This window comes from Microbacterium cucumeris (assembly GCF_058349845.2).
Window position 1 is genome coordinate 138,184 of the sequence record NZ_JBYRIZ020000003.1, and the last position, 18,671, is coordinate 156,854.

14 protein-coding genes are annotated in these 18,671 nt (G+C 70.8%); 8 read left to right on the top strand and 6 right to left on the bottom strand.

What is annotated here, in order from left to right:
- Positions 1 to 18 precede the first annotated feature (18 nt).
- Entirely contained in the window at positions 19 to 1,233 is a 1,215-nt protein-coding gene (locus AC3RXZ_RS09790; RefSeq protein WP_243228969.1) for an amidohydrolase, read from the top strand.
- A 19-nt stretch (positions 1,234 to 1,252) separates the two neighbouring features.
- On the opposite strand, the gene AC3RXZ_RS09795 is transcribed toward AC3RXZ_RS09790, so the two are convergent.
- The 3 genes from AC3RXZ_RS09795 to AC3RXZ_RS09805 all read right to left on the bottom strand — a co-directional run bounded on the left by AC3RXZ_RS09795 (position 1,253) and on the right by AC3RXZ_RS09805 (position 6,457).
- Positions 1,253 to 1,951: a GTP pyrophosphokinase gene (locus AC3RXZ_RS09795; RefSeq protein WP_243228967.1), complete on the bottom strand. Its 699-nt coding sequence runs from the start codon at positions 1,949 to 1,951 to the stop codon at positions 1,253 to 1,255.
- Positions 1,952 to 2,075: 124 nt separating this feature from the next.
- A complete protein-coding gene (locus tag AC3RXZ_RS09800; protein WP_491493889.1) occupies positions 2,076 to 5,012 on the bottom strand; it encodes a CLIPPER-2 domain-containing protein in 2,937 nt (978 codons plus the stop codon).
- Positions 5,013 to 5,350: 338 nt separating this feature from the next.
- The gene (locus AC3RXZ_RS09805) at positions 5,351 to 6,457 is read right to left on the bottom strand and encodes a VanZ family protein (protein WP_491493890.1); all 1,107 of its coding nucleotides are present in this window, start codon (positions 6,455 to 6,457) and stop codon (positions 5,351 to 5,353) included.
- Positions 6,458 to 6,539: 82 nt separating this feature from the next.
- On the opposite strand from AC3RXZ_RS09805, the gene AC3RXZ_RS09810 reads away from it, so the two are divergent.
- Genes AC3RXZ_RS09810 through AC3RXZ_RS09840 form a run of 7 tightly spaced genes read left to right on the top strand, consistent with a single transcriptional unit; the run spans position 6,540 to position 14,416 of the window.
- Positions 6,540 to 6,668, top strand: a complete 129-nt coding sequence (locus AC3RXZ_RS09810) for a hypothetical protein (protein WP_283818189.1) — start codon at positions 6,540 to 6,542, stop codon at positions 6,666 to 6,668.
- Positions 6,665 to 6,754, top strand: a complete 90-nt coding sequence (locus tag AC3RXZ_RS09815; RefSeq protein WP_243228961.1) for a potassium-transporting ATPase subunit F — start codon at positions 6,665 to 6,667, stop codon at positions 6,752 to 6,754. The genes AC3RXZ_RS09810 and AC3RXZ_RS09815 overlap by 4 nt, the downstream gene beginning before the upstream one ends.
- Positions 6,754 to 8,433, top strand: coding sequence for a potassium-transporting ATPase subunit KdpA (gene kdpA, locus AC3RXZ_RS09820; protein WP_491493891.1), 1,680 nt, complete (start codon positions 6,754 to 6,756; stop codon positions 8,431 to 8,433). Before AC3RXZ_RS09815 ends, kdpA begins: the two co-directional genes overlap by 1 nt.
- Position 8,434: 1 nt before the next feature.
- On the top strand, positions 8,435 to 10,576 hold the full coding sequence (kdpB, locus tag AC3RXZ_RS09825; protein ID WP_491493892.1) for a potassium-transporting ATPase subunit KdpB: 2,142 nt from the start codon (positions 8,435 to 8,437) through the stop codon (positions 10,574 to 10,576).
- 20 nt (positions 10,577 to 10,596) lie between these two features.
- Positions 10,597 to 11,208 (top strand): potassium-transporting ATPase subunit KdpC, encoded by a 612-nt coding sequence (kdpC, locus tag AC3RXZ_RS09830; RefSeq protein ID WP_243228955.1) that lies wholly within the window; start codon positions 10,597 to 10,599, stop codon positions 11,206 to 11,208.
- A gap of 17 nt (positions 11,209 to 11,225) precedes the next feature.
- Positions 11,226 to 13,748, top strand: a complete 2,523-nt coding sequence (locus AC3RXZ_RS09835) for an ATP-binding protein (RefSeq protein ID WP_491494116.1) — start codon at positions 11,226 to 11,228, stop codon at positions 13,746 to 13,748.
- Positions 13,745 to 14,416, top strand: coding sequence for a response regulator (locus tag AC3RXZ_RS09840; RefSeq protein ID WP_243228953.1), 672 nt, complete (start codon positions 13,745 to 13,747; stop codon positions 14,414 to 14,416). Before AC3RXZ_RS09835 ends, AC3RXZ_RS09840 begins: the two co-directional genes overlap by 4 nt.
- Before the next feature lie 241 nt (positions 14,417 to 14,657).
- Here AC3RXZ_RS09840 and AC3RXZ_RS09845 read toward each other — a convergent pair whose 3' ends face one another.
- Genes AC3RXZ_RS09845 through AC3RXZ_RS09855 form a run of 3 tightly spaced genes read right to left on the bottom strand, consistent with a single transcriptional unit; the run spans position 14,658 to position 18,609 of the window.
- A complete protein-coding gene (locus tag AC3RXZ_RS09845) occupies positions 14,658 to 16,679 on the bottom strand; it encodes an iron ABC transporter permease (protein WP_491494117.1) in 2,022 nt (673 codons plus the stop codon).
- A gap of 26 nt (positions 16,680 to 16,705) precedes the next feature.
- Complete coding sequence (locus AC3RXZ_RS09850; protein WP_243228951.1) at positions 16,706 to 17,740, bottom strand: iron-siderophore ABC transporter substrate-binding protein; 1,035 nt, start codon at positions 17,738 to 17,740, stop codon at positions 16,706 to 16,708.
- 8 nt (positions 17,741 to 17,748) lie between these two features.
- Positions 17,749 to 18,609, bottom strand: a complete 861-nt coding sequence (locus AC3RXZ_RS09855) for an ABC transporter ATP-binding protein (RefSeq protein WP_491493893.1) — start codon at positions 18,607 to 18,609, stop codon at positions 17,749 to 17,751.
- Between the last annotated feature and the right edge of the window lie 62 nt (positions 18,610 to 18,671).

An 18,671-nucleotide genomic window follows, 5' to 3' on the forward strand; every position in this document is an offset into this window, starting at 1 on the left:
CCCGGCTAGGGTGAGGGCATGACGATCGACCTCGAGGCCCTCTACACGGACCTGCACCGGCACCCCGAGCTGTCCTTCCAGGAGACCCGCACCGCCGGCATCGCGGCCCAGCACCTCCGCGACCTCGGACTCGAGGTCGAGGAGAACCTAGGCGTGACCGGCGTCGTCGGTCTGCTGTCGAACGGAGAGGGACCCACCGTCTGGTTGCGCGCCGACATGGACGCGCTGCCCGTCGAGGAGCAGACCGGCCTCGCCTACGCCAGCACCGCGACCGGCGTGGACCCCGAGGGCGCGACCGTGCCCGTCATGCACGCCTGCGGGCACGACATGCACGTCACCGCGATGATCGGCGCCGTCGAGCAGCTCGTCGCGAGCCGTGCGGACTGGTCGGGCACGGTCGTCGTGCTGATCCAGCCCGCCGAGGAGTACGGCGCGGGTGCCAGGGCGATGCTCGACGCCGGCGTCCTCGACCGCTATCCCCGGCCGGACGTCGTGCTGGGACAGCACGTCACGCCGCTCCCGGCCGGCGTCGTCGGCGTGCGCAGCGGCACCCAGATGGCGGCGTCCGACGGGCTGAGCGTGACGCTGCACGGCCGCGGCGGTCACGGCTCGCGCCCGCACGCCACGATCGACCCCGTGGTGATGGCGGCGGCGACCGTCATGCGTCTGCAGACCATCGCCTCGCGCGAGATCGACCCGCAGGGGGTCGGCGTCGTCACCGTCGGCGCGATCCACGCGGGCCTGAAGAACAACATCATCCCGGCGGAGGCGAAGCTCGAGCTCAGCCTCCGCTACCCCGACGACGCGTCGCGCGAGAAGGTGCTCGCCAGCGTCGAACGCATCGTGCGGGCCGAGTCGCTGGCGTCGGGCGCCGAACGCGAGCCGGACATCCGCACCCTGCACACGCTGCCGGCCACGATCAACGACGCCGAGGCCACGGAGCGCGTGACGAACGCGTTGCGCCGGGTGCTCGGCGAGGCGAGCGTGATCGACCCCGGCATGTTCACCGGAAGCGAGGACGTCTCGTGGTTCGCGCGCGACGCCGGAGCACCGCTGGTGTTCTGGTTCTGGGGCGGAGCCGACCCTGCAGCGTTCGCCGAGGCCGCGGCTGCGGGACGCCTGGCCGAGGACATCCCCACCAACCACTCCCCGTTCTACGCCCCGGAGATCCACCCCACGCTCGAGGTCGGCGTGACGGCGATGACGACGGCCGCACGCGAGTTCCTGGACTGAGCAGGGACTGCCGCGCCCCTCAGACCTCGACGACGCGCGGCGGGGGCGGCGGGGCGAGCTGACGGCTGGTCGATCCGTGCGCCTCGCGGTGCAGCCGCTCCATGCGAAGATCCAGTTCGGCGGCGGCCTCGGCCGCGTCGGTCAGGCTGTCGACGAGGTGCGAGGGAACCTGGCTGGAGAACTTGTAATAGATCTTGTGCTCCAGGCTCGCCCAGAAGTCCATGGCGATGGTGCGGAACTGCACCTCGACGGGGACCGACAGTGCGCCGGTGGACAGGAACACCGGCACCTCGAGGATGACGTGCAGGCTCTTGTAGCCGTTCGGCTTCGGGTTGGCGATGTAGTCCTTCACGACGCGCACGGTGATGTCGTCCTGAGCGGTCAGCAGGTCGAACAGCCGGTAGACGTCCGCGACGAAGCTGCAGGTGACGCGGACGCCGGCGATGTCGGTGATCTCCTGACGGATCCTCGCGAAGTCGGGTTCGTCGATGCCCTTGCGGGCGATCTTCTCGACGATGCTGTCGGGTGACTTCAGTCGGCTCGTGACGTGCTCGATCGGGTTGTACGAGTGATCGTGAGTGAACTCGTCCCGCAGGATCGAGATCTTGGTCTCGACCTCGCGCATCCCGAACTCGTACTCCCGGAGGAACCGCTGGAACTCATCGCGGAGCTCCTTGGTCTGGCGGATGGTGTCCTCGGTGACGTCAACGGTCGTCATGCCCTCGACGTTACAAGTCCGTGATCGGAAAGGGCTGTGCGTTCGCGATGAGCCGACGACGGGAGCGCCCCCGCGCTGCGACGATGTCGCAGCGCGGGGGCGCCTCATCTCAGGTCAGCGCCGTTCAGTCGCTGAACATCGCGCGGCGTCGCCGCACGACCAGGAGCGCGCCGCCGCCGACGAGCAGCAGCATGCCGGTCGCCGCGATGCCCCACGCGAGGTCACCACCGGTGGTCGCCAGCGGAGTCCCCGGCGTGTCCACCGTGACCGTCGACGGGTCCGACGCGAACGGCTCGCCGCCGGGAGTCAGGCCACCCGCCGTCGCCGTGTTACTGATCGATCCCGCGTCCAGATCGGCCTGAGTCACGGTGTAGGTGGCCGTGCAGGTCACCTGTGCACCGGGCGCGAGCGATTCCGCTCCTGCCGGGCACGCGATCGCGGACAGTGCACCCGTTCCCGTGAACTCCCCCTCGTCGACAGTGATGTCGCTGAGGGTGAGGTTGCCTGTGTTCGTCACGAGGAACGAGTACGTGATCGACTGCCCGACGGTGTTCGCGCGCTCGACGCTCGCCGTCTTCACGACGTCCAGGCCGGGGGCGGGAACGCTCGGAACCGTGACCTCGGACTCCGGCGAGACCGGCGCTTCGCCGGTCGGCGGAGTTCCGGTCGCGGTGGCCGTGTTCGTCACCGTCCCGGCGTCGACGTCAGCCTGGACGACGGTGTACGTGGCCGTGCAGGTGATCTGGCCTGCGGGAGCGAGGCGCGACGCGTCGTCCGGGCAGACGATCTCGGACAGGTCGCCGGCGCCGGAGAACTCGCCCTCCGTCACCACGACATCCGCCAGGGTCACGTTGCCGGTGTTCGTGACCAGGAAGGAGTACGTGATCTCCTGCCCGACCGCGATGTCCGCGTGCGCGGCCTCGTCGGCCGACTTGACGACCGTGATCGCCGGGTTCGCCGGAATGTCCACGGTCACGTCGTCCGACGGGGAGACCGGAGGCGGCGTCACCGGGTTCGGCGGGGTGCCCGTCGCGGTCGCCGCGTTCGTGATCGAACCGGCATCCACATCCTCCTGCGTCACGTCATACGTCGCCGTGCACGTCACCGACGCACCCGGAGCCAGAGAAGACGCACCCGCCGGACACACGACATCCGACAGCTCGCCCGTACCGGAGAACTCACCCTCCGACACCACGACATCCGTCAGCGTCACGTTCCCCGTGTTCGTCACCAGGAACGAATACTCGATCGTCTCGCCCGCAGCCGTGATCGTCTCGACATCCGCTTCCTTGTCGATCGTCAGCGCCGGCGCAGCCGGGACATCCACGGTGACCTCGTCCGACGGGGAGACCGGAGGCGGCGTCAGCGGGTTCGGCGGGGTGCCCGTCGCGGTCGCCGCGTTCGTGATCGAACCGGCATCCACATCCTCCTGCGTCACGTCATACGTCGCCGTGCACGTCACCGACGCACCCGGAGCCAGAGAAGACGCACCCGCCGGACACACGACATCCGACAGCTCGCCCGTACCGGAGAACTCACCCTCCGACACCACGACATCCGTCAGCGTCACGTTCCCCGTGTTCGTCACCAGGAACGAATACTCGATCGTCTCGCCCGCAGCCGTGATCGTCTCGACATCCGCTTCCTTGTCGATCGTCAGCGCCGGAGCGGGCTCCTCGGAGGGAATCGTCACTTCGGACTCGGGAGAGACCGGTGGTTCGCCGTTCGGCGGCGTGCCCGTGGCGGTCGCCGCGTTCGTGATCGACCCCGCGTCGACATCCTCCTGCGTCACCTCATACGTCGCCGTGCACGTAACCGACGCACCCGGAGCCAGGGAAGACGCACCCACCGGACACACGACATCCGACAGTTCGCCCGTACCGGAGAACTCACCCTCCGACACCACGACATCCGTCAGCGTCACATTTCCCGTGTTCGTCACGACGAACGAATATGTGACGTTCTGCCCGAGGACGAACTCCTCCTCGGACGTCGGCGTCGCCGACTTGACGACGCGGATCGCCGGCTCCTGCTCGACGAACTCGACGGTGGTGTCCGCCGGGTCGTTCAGGCCCGTGCTCGTGATGTTGTCCGGGCCGTTCGTGAACGTGCCGGCGACGGGCGACGTGACGTTCACGGTGACGGTGCAGGATTCCATGCCTGCCGTCAGGTCGCCGGAGGCCGTGATCGTCGTGCCGCCGACAGGGGCATCCACGACGCCGGCAGGGCACGTGGTGGCGGCTGAGCCGTCAGCGATGGTCAGGCCGGTCGGGAGCTCATCCACGAAGGACCACCCGTTCTTCGCGGCCAGATCATCGGTGTTCGTGACGGTCAGGGTGAGAGTGGAGACCTCCTCCGCGACGAGGGAGGCCGGGCTGAAGGACTTGTCCAGTTGCGGCGTGACGTCGAGGATGCGGATGTTGTCGAAGGCCGCGTCGTTACCGGTGCCCGAGCCGTTCGCGTTCGTCATGCGGATTCCGAGGCTGGAGCCGTCGAACAGCACCGAACCGTTCGACGTATAGGTCCCGACGCTCACAGCACGCGTCGGGAGCGCCCCGACCGCCGGCGCGGTGACGGTGGTGCCCGACGAGCAGGCGTTCAGCACGCCTCCCACGTTCGTCGCCGCCCCCTCGTCGTCCAGGAAGGAGAACTGGTACTGCGGCGCGGACACCTGGCAGTTCACCGCAGCGGTGTCGACGCTGAAGGTCAGGAACCGGCCGGAGGCCGACGCGAGCGCGATGTTGTCGACCGTCTGGAACTCGATCGCGCCGGCGCCGGGGTTGCCTTCGGTGTACGCCGCGACGACGTCGTTGGTGTTGGGATCGCCGGCGCCGCCGTGCACGCCCAGGGCGTAGGCCAGCTGCCGCAGGTTCGAGGAGTTACCTGCAGAAGCGCAGTTCCCCAGGTCGGTGAAGGGGATGGCGAAGTTGACGATGGTGCCGTTGCAGGCTGTCAGCCACACCGCATCAGCGGTGTAGGTCTGCCCGTTCGCCCCGGTGTAGGCGCTCAGAAGCTGCGGGGTCGTGCCGGGGCCGTTCTCGAAGTCCTCCTCGAAGACCACAGTGTTCGCCTGAGGAACCCCCGGAGTCCCCGGTTCTGCCCGGGCGGCGGTCGTAACGCTCAACAGCGAAGCGCCTGCCAGGGCGGCGACGCCGAGAGCGGCGATGATGGAGCGGCCTGGCGATCGTCGCCGGGACCACGAGCGCAGGCGCGCTCGACGATTACTGGACATGGTTCCCCCTCCGGAACACGTGACAGTGGAATGATGCGCGTCCAGGGTTCGCATGGGGCACACCCGAGGCAACGCTCAGCCAGTTAACAGGAAAACCGACATATTGGCGACACCCACATGCGCACTCTTCCGACGGATCGTGGATATAACCTCGCCCCGCCAGCGGGTCACGATCGTGGGACGGATGCCCCGGCATCCGCCCTCGCATCGGTGAGCTCCTGAGCCGACACCAGCCCGGGCAGGCCGCGCCCGGACCGGGTGATGAGGACCATGAACACGCTGACGAACGCGAGGATCGGGGTGAGCAGACCCCAGACCAGTCCCAGCACGGCGATCCCCGCGATGCCGGCCAGCCAGCGCAGCAGCCGCGCCAACGGATGCGGAACGGGCCCGCCTCGGTACTGCAGCTGCACGGCCGAGTCGCCCGGTGAGCGCCCCGTGGCGAGGATCACGACGAGCCAGATCGCCGCGGCGACGAGCGTGCCCGCCCCCGAGGCCCCGGCGCCCTCGACGACGGGGACCGCGACCCGGCGCATCGCCGACAGCTCCCATCCGCCGGCGAGGATCACGCGCGCCGCCGTCACCATGACGTCCACGCTCGCCGAGACCAGGAGAAACGCGATGCCGTCGCACGCCATCGCCAGCAGCCGGCGCGCCCGGGTGACGGGGCGGGGCCGTCCGGCATCCGGAGCGACCGCGAGGCCGCGCAGGCGGCGCGGGACCATGAGCGCCAGGACCGACCCGATCGCAGCGCCGGCGGTGTTCGTCATCAGGTCCCCGACGTCGAACACCCGGTACGCGCACGAGTAGATGCCCCACACGCCGGTGAGCTGGGTGGTCTCGATCACGAGCGAGACGCCGAAGCCGGCCAGCAGCGCCACGACGATCCCGCGGCCGCCGAGCACGCGGAGGAAGAAGCCGAGCGGGATGAACAGGACGACGTTGAGCGCGATCTGCAGGAAGGTCGGGTCGGCGAGCAGGGCCGTGCCCTGACCGAGCAGCGGCCGGAGGTCGCGGACCTCGCGCAGAAGCGCGAGCGGGTCCAGCTCGCGCCCCGCGCACACCTCGATCCGGCGCCCGGAGGGCAGCGGCAGGAGCGTGTACGTCCAGATCGCCCAGAAGTACACCAGCGCGGAGGCCCACACGAGCAGTCGCCCGGGGCTGAGATGACCCCGACGGCGGTAACTGAGGGAGACGAACGGCACGAACAGCACGAAGCCGACGACGACGCCGAGGAGGATCGCGACGATCGCGGAGGCGGTGGTCCCTGGCACCTCGCGATCCTATCCAGACGCCTCGGACGCGCGCTGACCGTCAGCATCGCGCATGGGTCCGGCGCCCCGGCGTAGGGAAAGCGTGAGGATCGACGTGCGGCGCAGTGGGAGCGGGTTGCATCGAGACGTGCTCGACATCATCCACATCGCGCTGACTCTCGCGCTCTTCGCCCTCGTCGCCCTCATCGCGAAGGGGGTGGAGCGCGCATGATCGTCTTCGAGATCGCCGCTCTCGCCCTCGCGGTCGCGGCCGTCGTCTACCTGGTCGTCGCCCTCGTCGCACCGGAGCGGTTCTGATGACCGCGACGATCTGGTTCGGCGTGCTCCAGGCCGCCACGCTCATCGCGGTCCTCGTGCTGCTGTACCGCCCGCTCGGCGACTACATCGCGCGGGTGTACTCGTCGCCGCGGGACCTGCGCGTCGAACGCGGGGCGTATCGGCTCATCGGCGTCGACCCCGGGTCGGAGCAGACCTCGCGCGCCTACGGCCGCAGCGTGCTGATCTTCTCGGCCGCGGGCCTGCTCCTCGTCTACGCCCTGCAGCGGTTCCAGGCCCTCCTCCCGCAGTCGCTCGGTCTCCCGGCCGTCCCGGAGGGGCTGGCGTTCAACACCGCGGCGTCGTTCGTCGCCAACACCAACTGGCAGTCGTACTCCCCGGAGCAGACCATGGGCTACACGGTGCAGCTCGCCGGCCTCACCGTGCAGAACTTCGTTTCCGCGGCCGTCGGGCTCGCCGTCGCGGTCGCGCTGATCCGCGGTTTCGCCCGCCGAGGCTCGGCCACGATCGGCAACTTCTGGGTCGACCTGATCCGCGGGCTCGGACGCATCCTGCTGCCGATGGCCGCGCTCAGCGCGCTCGCCCTCATCGCCGGCGGCGTCGTGCAGAACTTCGCCGGCCTCACCGAGATCACGACGGTCACCGGCTCCGGGCAGGTCCTCCCGGGCGGTCCGGTGGCCTCGCAGGAGGCGATCAAGCTCCTCGGCACCAACGGCGGCGGCTTCTTCAACGCCAATTCCGCGCATCCCTTCGAGAATCCCGCAGGCTGGACGAACCTCCTCGAGATCGTCCTCATCCTGTGCATCCCGTTCTCCCTGCCACGGGCGTTCGGGCGCATGGTGGGCGATCACCGGCAGGGCTACGCGATCGCCGCCGTCATGGGCGCCATCTTCCTCGTGTCGACGTTCACGCTCTCCGCCCTCGAACTCGCCGGACGGGGCAGCGCTCCCGAGCTCGCCGGAGCCGCCATGGAGGGCAAGGAGCAGCGTTTCGGAATCCTCGGCTCGACGCTGTTCGGCAGCGCCTCGACGCTGACCTCCACGGGCGCCGTGAACTCGATGCACGACTCCTACACGGCGCTGGGCGGCATGATGCCGATGCTGAACATGATGCTCGGCGAGGTCGCCCCCGGCGGCGTCGGGTCGGGGCTCTACGGGATGCTCGTGCTCGCGATCATCGCCGTCTTCATCGGTGGCCTGCTCGTGGGACGCACGCCCGAGTACCTCGGCAAGCGCATCGGCCCGCGCGAGATCACGCTCGCCAGCCTGTACATCCTCGTCACCCCCGCCCTCGTGCTGCTCGGCACCGCGGCGAGCTTCGCCATCCCCGGCATCCGCGACGACGTCACCGGCACCAGCATCCTGAATCCCGGCGTGCACGGCATGAGCGAGGTGCTCTACGCCTTCACCTCGGCGGCGAACAACAACGGATCGGCGTTCGCCGGGCTGACGGCGAACACCCCGTGGTTCAACACGGCGCTCGGCATCGCGATGCTGCTCGGGCGCTTCATCCCGATCGTCCTGGTGCTGGCGCTGGCGGGATCCCTCGCCGCCCAGGAGCGCGTCCCGGCGACCACGGGGACGCTGCCCACGCATCGCCCGCAGTTCGTCGGCCTCCTGTCGATCGTCGCCGTCGTCATCACCGCACTGACCTATTTCCCGGTCCTCACCCTGGGACCCCTCGCCGAAGGACTCGTCTGACATGGCACTCATGACCGAAGAACCCGAGATGCAGGATGCCGCGGCATCCGTCCCCTCCTCCCCTCGTCGCTCGTTCGGCTGGGGCCCGCTCGTCCACGCCCTCCCCGGTGCGCTGCGCAGGCTCAACCCGGCCGCGCTGGTCCGCAACCCCGTCATGCTGCTCGTGTGGGTCGGGGCCGCGTTCACGACGGTGCTCGCGATCGCCGAGCCGTTCCTCGGCGGACCGGGCGAGTCCGGAGGCACGCCGGTACCCGCCGGCTTCACGTGGGGCATCGCCGCATGGCTGTGGCTGACGGTGGTGTTCGCGAACCTGGCCGAGTCGGTCGCCGAGGGGCGGGGCAAGGCCCAGGCGGCCACCCTGCGCCGGACCCGCACGTCGACGCTCGCCCGGCGCGTCACCGCGTACGATCCGCAGACGGATGCCGCGGCGGAACGCGTCACGACCGTCGAGGTCTCCTCCGCCGACCTGCTCCGCGACGACGTCGTCATCGTCGAGGCCGGGGAGCTGATCCCCGGGGACGGCGACATCCTGGCAGGGATCGCGACGGTCGACGAGTCGGCGATCACGGGCGAGAGCGCTCCGGTGATCCGCGAGTCCGGCGGCGACCGCAGCGCGGTCACCGGCGGCACGCGCGTGCTGTCCGACCGGATCGTCGTGCGCATCACCTCGAAGCCGGGCGAGACGTTCGTCGATCGGATGATCGCGCTCGTCGAGGGCGCGAACCGTCAGCGCACCCCCAACGAGATCGCCCTGAACATCCTGCTCGCGAGCCTGTCGATCGTGTTCGTGCTCGTGGTGATGACGCTGAATCCGATCGCGTCCTACGCGGCCTCGCCCGTCAGCATCCCGGTGCTCATCGCGCTGCTCGTCTGCCTCATCCCCACCACGATCGGCGCCCTGCTCTCCGCCATCGGGATCGCGGGAATGGACCGGCTGGTGCAGCGCAACGTGCTCGCCATGTCCGGTCGCGCGGTCGAGGCGGCCGGCGACGTCACGACCCTGCTGCTCGACAAGACCGGGACCATCACCTACGGCAACCGTCGTGCCGACGACGTCCTGCCCATCGCCGGAGTCGAGCCGGAAGAACTGCTGCGCACGGCCGCACTGTCCTCGCTCGCCGACCCGACCCCGGAGGGAGCGTCGATCGTCGAGCTGGCCGGCGCGCGCGGCATCCGTGTCGCCACCCCAGACGGAGCCGTCGTCGTCCCGTTCACGGCGCAGACCAGGATGAGCGGGCTGGATCTCGCCGACGGCACCGAGATCCGCAAGGGCGCCGGCTCCGCCGTGACGGCGTGGCTGGGACGCGAAGCGCCGGATGCCGAGCTCACGGGCCTCGTCGACGGCGTCGCGCAGAGCGGCGGAACCCCGCTGGTGGTCGCCGTCCGCACCGCCACGGGGGACGGACGGATCCTGGGCGTCGTGCACCTGAAGGACATCGTCAAGGACGGTCTGCGCGAACGCTTCGACGAGCTGCGCTCGATGGGCATCCGCACGGTGATGATCACGGGGGACAACCCGCTGACCGCCGCCGCGATCGCGAAGGAGGCCGGCGTCGACGACTATCTCGCCGAGGCGACCCCGGAGGACAAGCTCGCACTCATCCGCAAGGAGCAGTCGGGCGGCCGTCTCGTCGCCATGACCGGCGACGGCACGAACGACGCTCCCGCGCTCGCTCAGGCCGACGTCGGCGTCGCGATGAACACCGGGACCTCGGCCGCCAAGGAGGCCGGCAACATGGTCGACCTCGACTCGGACCCGACCAAGCTCATCGACATCGTCCGCATCGGCAAGCAGCTGCTGATCACGCGCGGGGCCCTGACGACCTTCTCGCTCGCGAACGACATCGCGAAGTACTTCGCGATCATCCCTGCGATGTTCATGGGCGTGTTCCCTGGGCTCGCGGCGCTGAACATCATGCAGCTGCACTCCCCGGCGTCCGCCGTCACCAGCGCCATCGTGTTCAACGCGGTCGTGATCGTCTTCCTCATCCCGCTCGCCCTGCGCGGTGTGCGGTACCGGCCGGCGAGCGCGGCGCGGATCCTGCAGCGCAACCTGCTCGTCTACGGCGTCGGCGGAGCGATCGCCCCGTTCCTCGGCATCAAGCTCATCGACCTCGTCGTCAGCCTCATCCCCGGCTTCTGAACCTCCCCGAAAGGCATCCCATGTCGCAGTTCCGCACCACCGCCCGCACGGCCGGCGTCGCCGTCCGCGCGATGCTCGTGCTCACCCTCGTGCTCGGCGTCGGCTACACGCTCGTCATCACCGGCCTCGGGCAGGTGCTGATGCCGTGGCAGGCGAACGGGTCTCCCGTCGCGGACGATCAGGGCACCGTCGTCGGCAGCGCCCTGATCGGCCAGGCGTACACGGACGCGGACGGCGAGGCGCTGCCGGAGTACTTCCAGCCCCGCCCCTCCGCCGCCGGCGACGGGTACGACGCCCGCGCGTCGAGCGGCAGCAACCTGGGACCCGAGAACCCGGACCTCGTCGCCGCGATCGACGAGCGCCGCAACGAGATCGCGGCGCGCGAGGGCGTGGATCCGGATGCCGTGCCCGCCGACGCCGTCACGGCCTCGGGGTCCGGTCTCGACCCGCACATCAGCGTCGCGTACGCGCTGCTGCAGGTGCCGCGGATCGCCGAGGAGCGCGATGCGTCCGAGGAGGAGATCCGCGCCCTCGTGGAGTCTAGGATTCAAGGGCGGGACCTGGGGTTCCTCGGCGAGGAGCGCATCAACGTCGTGGAACTGAATCTCGCACTCGACCAGCGGGAGGGCTGATGACGCCAGAGCGCGCGGTGCGTCGCGGCCGCCTCAGAGTCCTGCTCGGGGCAGCCCCCGGCGTCGGCAAGACGTACGAGATGCTCGCCGAGGGGAATCGTCTGCACCAGGACGGCGCGGACGTGGTCGTCGCCGTCGTCAAGACGCACGGGCGCGCTGCCACCGAGGCGCAGGTCGCGGATCTCGAGTGCGTGCCGCGCCGCGTCGAGCGGCACCGCGGCGTCGAGCTCGCCGAGATGGACGTCGACGCCGTACTCGCCCGCGCGCCCGAGCTCGCCCTCGTCGACGAGCTCGCCCACACCAACGCGCCGGGTTCGCGCAACGCCAAGCGCTGGCAGGACGTCCACGAGCTGCTGGATGCCGGGATCGATGTCATCACGACCGTGAACGTCCAGCACATCGAGTCGCTGAACGCCGTCGTCGAGAAGATCACCGGCATCGCCCAGCAGGAGACGATCCCGGATGCCGTGGTGCGCGGCGCCGACGAGATCGAGGTGGTGGACCTCGCCCCGCAGACGCTGCGCGATCGCCTGTCGGCCGGACTCGTCTACCCCGCCGAGCGCATCGACGCGGCGCTGTCCAACTACTTCCAGCTCGGCAACCTGACGGCGCTGCGCGAGCTCGCCCTGCTGTGGCTGGCGGACGAGGTCGACAGCGCTCTGCGCAGCTACCGCGCCGAGAAGGGCATCCAGGGCAGCTGGCAGGCGCGCGAGCGCGTGGTCGTCGCCCTCACCGGCGGGCCGGAGGGCGAGACGCTGCTGCGCCGCGGAGCGCGGATCGCGGCACGATCGGCCGGCGGCGAGCTGCTCGCGGCGCACGTCTCGGCGCAGGACGGACTGCGCCGAGAGGCGCCGGGAGCTCTGGCGACGCAGCGGTCGCTCGTGGAGTCGCTCGGCGGCAGTTACCACCAGATCGTGTCCGACGACATCCCCGAAGCCCTCGTCGACTTCGCGCACAGCGTCGACGCCACCCAGCTCGTCATCGGCGTGAGCCGGCGCGGACGCCTGCTCACCGCCCTGACCGGCCCCGGCGTAGGCACCGAGGTGATCCGCCGCTCCGGCGACATCGACGTGCACATCGTCACGCACGCGGCCGCAGGAAGGCGTCCTGCGCTCCCGCGCATCACCGGCGGAGCGCTGGGGTGGCGGCGCCAGGTGCTGGGATTCGCGGTCGCGCTCATCGCGGGGCCGCTGCTGTCGTGGCTGCTGTTCTCGCTGCGCAGTCCCGAGTCGATCACGTCCGAGGTGCTGTCGTACCAATTGCTGGTCGTCGTGGTCGCCCTGATCGGCGGACTGCGCCCCGCCGTCTTCTCGGCGGTGCTGTCCGGCGTCACGCTGGACTTCCTCTTCGTCGCCCCGTTGTACACCGTGACCGTGGCGCACCCACTGCACGCGATCGCCCTGGGACTGTACGTGATCATCGCGGTGCTCGTGAGCCTCATCGTCGACCGGGCGGCCCGCGAGGCGCGCACCGCGCGTCGCGCGACCGCCGAGGCCGAACTGCTGGCCACGGTGGCCGGCAACGTGCTGCGCGGCGACAGCGCGGCCCTCGCCCTGGTCAGCCGTGCGCGCGAGGCGTTCGGCCTCAGCGGAGTGCGCCTGCTCGCCCCGGACGGAACCGTCATCGCGCGGGACGGCGAGCCACTGCGCGACGGCCGCTCCACGACGATCCCGGTGGGATCCGCGGCGGACGGCGGCCCGCGCGCCGTCCTGGAGCTGCACGGGGACCCGCTCGACGGCGCCGCGCGCCGGCTGCTCGACGTCATCGTCGCGCAGCTGTCGGCCGCGATCGAGCACACCGACCTCAGCGCGACAGCGCGCGAGGCCGAGGCGCTGGCCGAGACCGATCAGGTGCGCAGCGCCCTGCTCTCGGCGCTCAGTCACGATCTGAGGCGCCCTCTCGCGGCCGCCGTCGCCGCGGTCGGAGGGTTGCGTGCCGCCGGATCCCTGTCGGCGGACGATCGGGCCGAGCTCCTCGCGACGGCCGATGAGAGCCTGACCACGCTGTCGACGCTGGTCACGGATCTGCTCGACGTCACCCGCGTCCAGGCCGGGGTGCTGGCCGTCTCCGCGACGCAGGTGGATGCGGCCGGCGGCGTCCTGGCCGCGCTCGACGAGCTCTCCCTCGGTCCCGAGGACGTCGAGCTCGCCCTGGACGCGGAGCTGCCGCCGTTGCGGGCCGATCCGGTGCTGCTGCAGCGCGTGCTCGTGAACCTGCTGGCCAACGCGCTGCGTCACTCTCCGCCGGGCTCCCGGGTCCTCGTCTCGACGAGCAGGCTCGGCGATCGCGCGGAGATCCGGATCGTCGACCGCGGCCCTGGAGTGCCCGCCGACCGTCAGGACGGCATGTTCCAGCCGTTCCAGCGCCTCGGCGACGTCGACAACACCACCGGACTCGGGCTCGGACTCGCCCTGTCGCGCGGCTTCACCGAGGGGATGGCGGGTACGCTCACGCCGGAGGACACCCCCGGCGGCGGCCTGACGATGGTTGTGTCCCTGCCCCTGGCCGTCCCGGCCGACGCGGAGGAGGACGCGGAGTGAAGCTGCTCATCGCCGACGACGATCCGCAGCTCGTGCGCGCGCTGCGGATCACCCTGGCCGCGCACGGGTACGACGTCGTCGCCGCTCCCGACGGTGCGGCCGCGATCACCGCCGCGGCGCAGACGCATCCGGACATCATCCTGCTGGACCTCGGGATGCCACGGCTGGACGGCATCGAGGTGATCCACGCGCTGCGCGGTTGGACGAACGCGCCGATCATCGTGGTGTCCGGGCGGACCGGATCGGCGGACAAGGTCGAGGCGCTGGATGCCGGGGCCGACGACTACGTCACCAAGCCGTTCCAGATCGATGAGCTGCTCGCGCGGCTGCGCGCGCTGTCGCGTCGATCGGTCCCGACGGGCGGAGAGGCCACGGTCTCGTTCGGCGACGTCGTGGTGGACCTTTCGGCCAAGGCGGTGACCCGCGACGGCGAGCGCGTGCACCTCACCCCGACCGAGTGGCGGATGCTGGAGCATCTGTCCCGGCATCCGGGAGTGCTCGTGACCCGGCAGGAGCTGCTCAAGGAGATCTGGGGCAGCGAGCAGGTCTCGGACTCGGGATACCTGCGGCTGTACATGTCGCAGCTGCGCCGGAAGCTCGAGCGGGAGCCCGGTTCCCCCGCGCACCTGCTCACCGAGTCCGGCATGGGCTATCGCCTCGTGCTGTAACCCCGCCCGCCCGCCGAGCGAGCCCCTCCCTCCCTCGTTGAGCGAGCCCCACCCTCGCTCGTTGGGCCCCCGCCCTCGTTCGTTGAGCGCACCCCTCCCCCGCTCGTTGAGCGAGCGAAGCGAGTCGAAACGCGGTCCCACCGAAGAACCTCAGCCCCTCACCCGTTTCGACTCGGGCGGCTCCGCCGTCCTCGCTCAACGAACGAAAGGGGTCGTCCCGCCCGTCGTCGAGCAACCAGCGTCAGGCGTCGCGCGAGCGCCAGAGCAGCCAGACGAAGTAGGGCGCCCCCAGCAGCGCGACCACGAGACCCGCCGGCAGCTGCTCCGGGGCGATAACCGTGCGACCGATCGTGTCCGCCGCCCCCACGAGCAGCGCGCCCAGCAGCACGGAGACCGGGATGATCCGCGCGTGCCTAGCGCCCACCAGGGCTCGAGCGGCGTGCGGAGCGACGAGACCGACGAACCCGATCACGCCGACCGCCGTCACGCTGAGCGCGGCGAGCACCGCGGCCGTCACGAGAAGCACGAGCCGCGTGCGCTCGAGTCCGATCCCGACCAGTCGCGGCGTGTCCTCGTCGAGGGCCAGAACGTCCTCCTCCCGCCGCAGCGCGAACGCCAGCGGGATCGCGATCAGCAGGACGACGGCGATCGGGATGATCTGCTCCCAGACGCGTCCGTACGTCGTGCCCGACAGCCACGTGTAGATCTTCGGCGTGTCCCACGGGTTGGCGCGCAGCAGCACGAACGTCGTGAGCGCGACCGTTCCGTACGAGACGCCGATGCCGATGAGAATGAAGCGGTCGGCGTTGAGCCCGCGACGCCACGCGAGCAGGTACACGAGAGCGAACGCCAGCAGCGCCCCCACGACCGCGGCGACGATCATCCCGGCCGTCGACGCGACAGCGCTGGTCACGACGATCACGGCTCCGAGGCCAGCGCCTCCCGTGACGCCGAGGATGCCGGGGTCGGCGAGCAGGTTCCGGCTGACGGCCTGGATGAGCGCGCCCGACAGCGCCAGCGCCGCCCCCGCGCACACCGCCGCCGCGATGCGCGGAGCACGCTCGGACAGCGCGAACGCGATCTGCGGCGGGGCCTCGCCCTGCAGCCAGAGCGCGACGTCCCCCGTCCGCAGCAGGCTGGTGCCGAGCAGGAGCCCGGCGACGACGGTCCCCGCCACCCCCACGGACGACAGCACGAGGACGATCCAGTAGCGCCTGCTGCTGCGCACCCCGAAGCGCACCTTCGGGGGCTCCCGGGTGGGACCGGCATCCCGCAGTCGGCGAGCCATGAGGACGAGGATGACCGCCCCGAGAAGCGTCGTCGCGACGCCGGTCGGGATGCTGATCGCCGCTTCCGCACCGAGGATCGCGCGCAGGACGGCATCCGCGAGGATCACGACCAGCGCGCCGATCAGCCCGGAGGCGGGGAGGAGGAAGACGTGGCGGGTGAGCCCCGGGATCACGCGCGTGAGCAGGCGCGCGAGCACCGGCGCGCACAATCCGACGAATCCGAGGGGCCCGGCAAGGGTCACCGAGACCGCGGTGAGCGCCACCGCGAAGAGGATGCCGACCGCGCGGGTCGACCGGATCGGCACGCCCAGCGACGAGGCGGTGTCATCGCCCAGGGCGAGCACGTCGAACCGCCGCCCCATGAGGATGGCGATCGCCAGCACGAGCGCCACGACCGGTGCCGCCTGCAGGAAGGCATCCAGGTTGAGCTGTGTGAGCGATCCGCTCCCCCAGGCCAGCAGGCCGTCGGTCTCCTCGGAGAACAGGATGAGAAGCGTCGAGGTCCCCGCCTGGAAGGCCATCGCGAGGGCCGAGCCGGCGAGGACGAGCCGGGTGGTCGAGGATGCCGCACCGCCGGCGAGTCCGAGGACGATCACGGCGCCGACGAGCCCGCCGGCGAACGCCACAGTCCCGGACGCCCACGTCGGCACCGCGATGCCGAACGCCGCGACGACGGTCACGGCGAGGTAGGAGCCGGCCGTGACGCCGAGCGTATCCGGCGAGGCGAGCGAGTTGCGCGAGAGGGACTGCAGCAGGGTCCCGGCGACGCCGAGCGCGATGCCCACGGTGACGCCCGCCGCGAGCCGCGGGATGCGCGAGCCCCACAGGACGGTCTCATCGGCGAAGACAGTGCCGCTGGTCCCCTGGGTCAGGTGCCACAGCGACACGAGGACGAGCAGGACGGCGAGCGCGATCAGCGCCGCGACGGGCCCGAGACGCGCGGCGCGCCGACCAGGGGCGGCGACCGCCTCCATCGGGGTGCCGCGCGTCTCGGCGAGGGTCACTGGCTCAGAGCCGCGACGTACGCGTCGATGATCTGCTGGGCCGAGCGCGGGCCGCCGAAGGTCCAGATGCCGGTCGGGAAGCTGTAGACGCGGTCCTCGGCGACGGCCGGGATCGACTCCCAGACGGGGTTGCTCTCCAGCGCGGCCATGAAGCCGTCTTCGGCCTCCTCCTCCGTGCCGGTGTGCAGGAGGTTCGCCTCTCCGACCGCGAGCATGCCCTCGATGTCGGTCTGGCCGAGGCCGTAGGCCGCGTCGACCTCGCCGGTCCACGCATTGGTGAGGCCCAGCTCCTCGCCGAGCTCGCCGATGAGCGAGCCCTGGCCGAACGGACGGATGGCCACGTTGCCGCCGTCGACCCATCCGTCGAAGAACACGAAGTCGGTCGTCGGGAGGTCGGCGTCGGCCAGCGCGCCCTTGGCGTCGGCGAGGTAGGCGTCGAATTCGTCCTTGACGACCTCCGCGCGCTCCTCGCGCCCGGTGGCCTGGGCGATGAGGTCGAACGTGGCGAGCATCTTCGCGATCGGGTCGGCGGCGTCGGCGCCGATGGTCGCGAGCACGGGAACGCCGTACGCCTCGAGCTGGCCGATGACCTCGTCATCAGCGCTGGACGCCTCGACGATCACCAAGTCGGGGTCGGTGGCGAACAGCGCCTCGAGGTTCGGCTCCTGGCGCGTGCCCACGTCGACGACGCCCTCGGGAAGCACCTCGGCGGTGTCCCACGTCGAGTAGCCCTCGGCGTCCGCGACGGCGACGGGGGTGACGCAGAGCGTGAGGGTGTCCTCGATCTGCTGCCATTCGAGCACGGCGACGCGCTCGGCCGGCTTGTCGAGCTCGACGGTGCGGCCGTAGTCGTCGGTCAGGGTGACCGGGTCGGTCGAGGTCGTCGTCTCGTCGGTCGAGCAGTCGGCGCTGGCGACGGTCTCGGGAGCCGCGGAGTCCTGGGGTGCGACCTCTGTGGTGCCGCAGCCGGACAGCGCGATCGCGAGGACGCCGAGCGCCGCGAGGGACGCGAGGGGAGCCTTCTTCATCATTCCTCTGTTCACATCGTCGGGGCGGCGACGACGACGGCATCGGATGCCCGGCGACGCCGCTCTTGGTGACGCCCGCGCGGGTACACGCGGACGTGGCCTGTCTCGGCGTCGACGACGGTGTCGATGCGCAGTCCGTAGACCTCGGAGAGGTTCTCGGAGGTGAGCACGTCTTCCGGGGAACCCGCGGCGCGCACGCGGCCGCGGTGGATGAGCACGACCTCGTCGGCCACGGCGGCGGCGTGGTCGAGGTCGTGCAGCACGACACCGAGCGCAGTGCCGCGATCGGCGAGGTCGCGCACGAGCTCGAGCGTCTCGATCTGGTAGCGCAGATCCAGGTGGTTGGTCGGCTCGTCGAGGAGCAGGATGCCGGTGTCCTGAGCGAGGCAAGTCGCCAGCCAGACGCGCTGCAGTTCGCCGCCCGACAGCTCGTCGACCGCGCGATGCGCCATGTCGGACAGTCCGGTCAGTGCCAGAGCGGCGTCGATGGCGGCGCGATCCGCATCGGACACCCCGGAGAAGCGGCCGCGGTGCGGGTGGCGTCCGAACGCGACGACATCGCGGATCTCGAGACCGGACGGGTGCGGCCGGGACTGCGACAGCATGGCGACCGTGCGGGCGAACTCGCGGGCGTGGAGAGTGCGCGACTCGGCGTCGCCGACGTGGACGGTGCCGGCATCGACCGGGTGGAGCCGGGCGAGCGAGCGGAGCACCGTGGACTTGCCGCTGCCGTTGGGACCGATGAGCGCCGTGACCGCACCGGGTCGCAGCTGCAGGGAAACGTCGTGGACGACGCGGTCCTTGCGATACCCGAGGGCCAGGTTCTCGCCGCGCAGTGCGGTGGCGGGGCTGCGGGTTTCGGGTGACGTCACGTTAGGAGAGCCTAACCTATTGACGCTGGGCACGCCAAGCCCGCTGTCCGCGCTCACTCAGC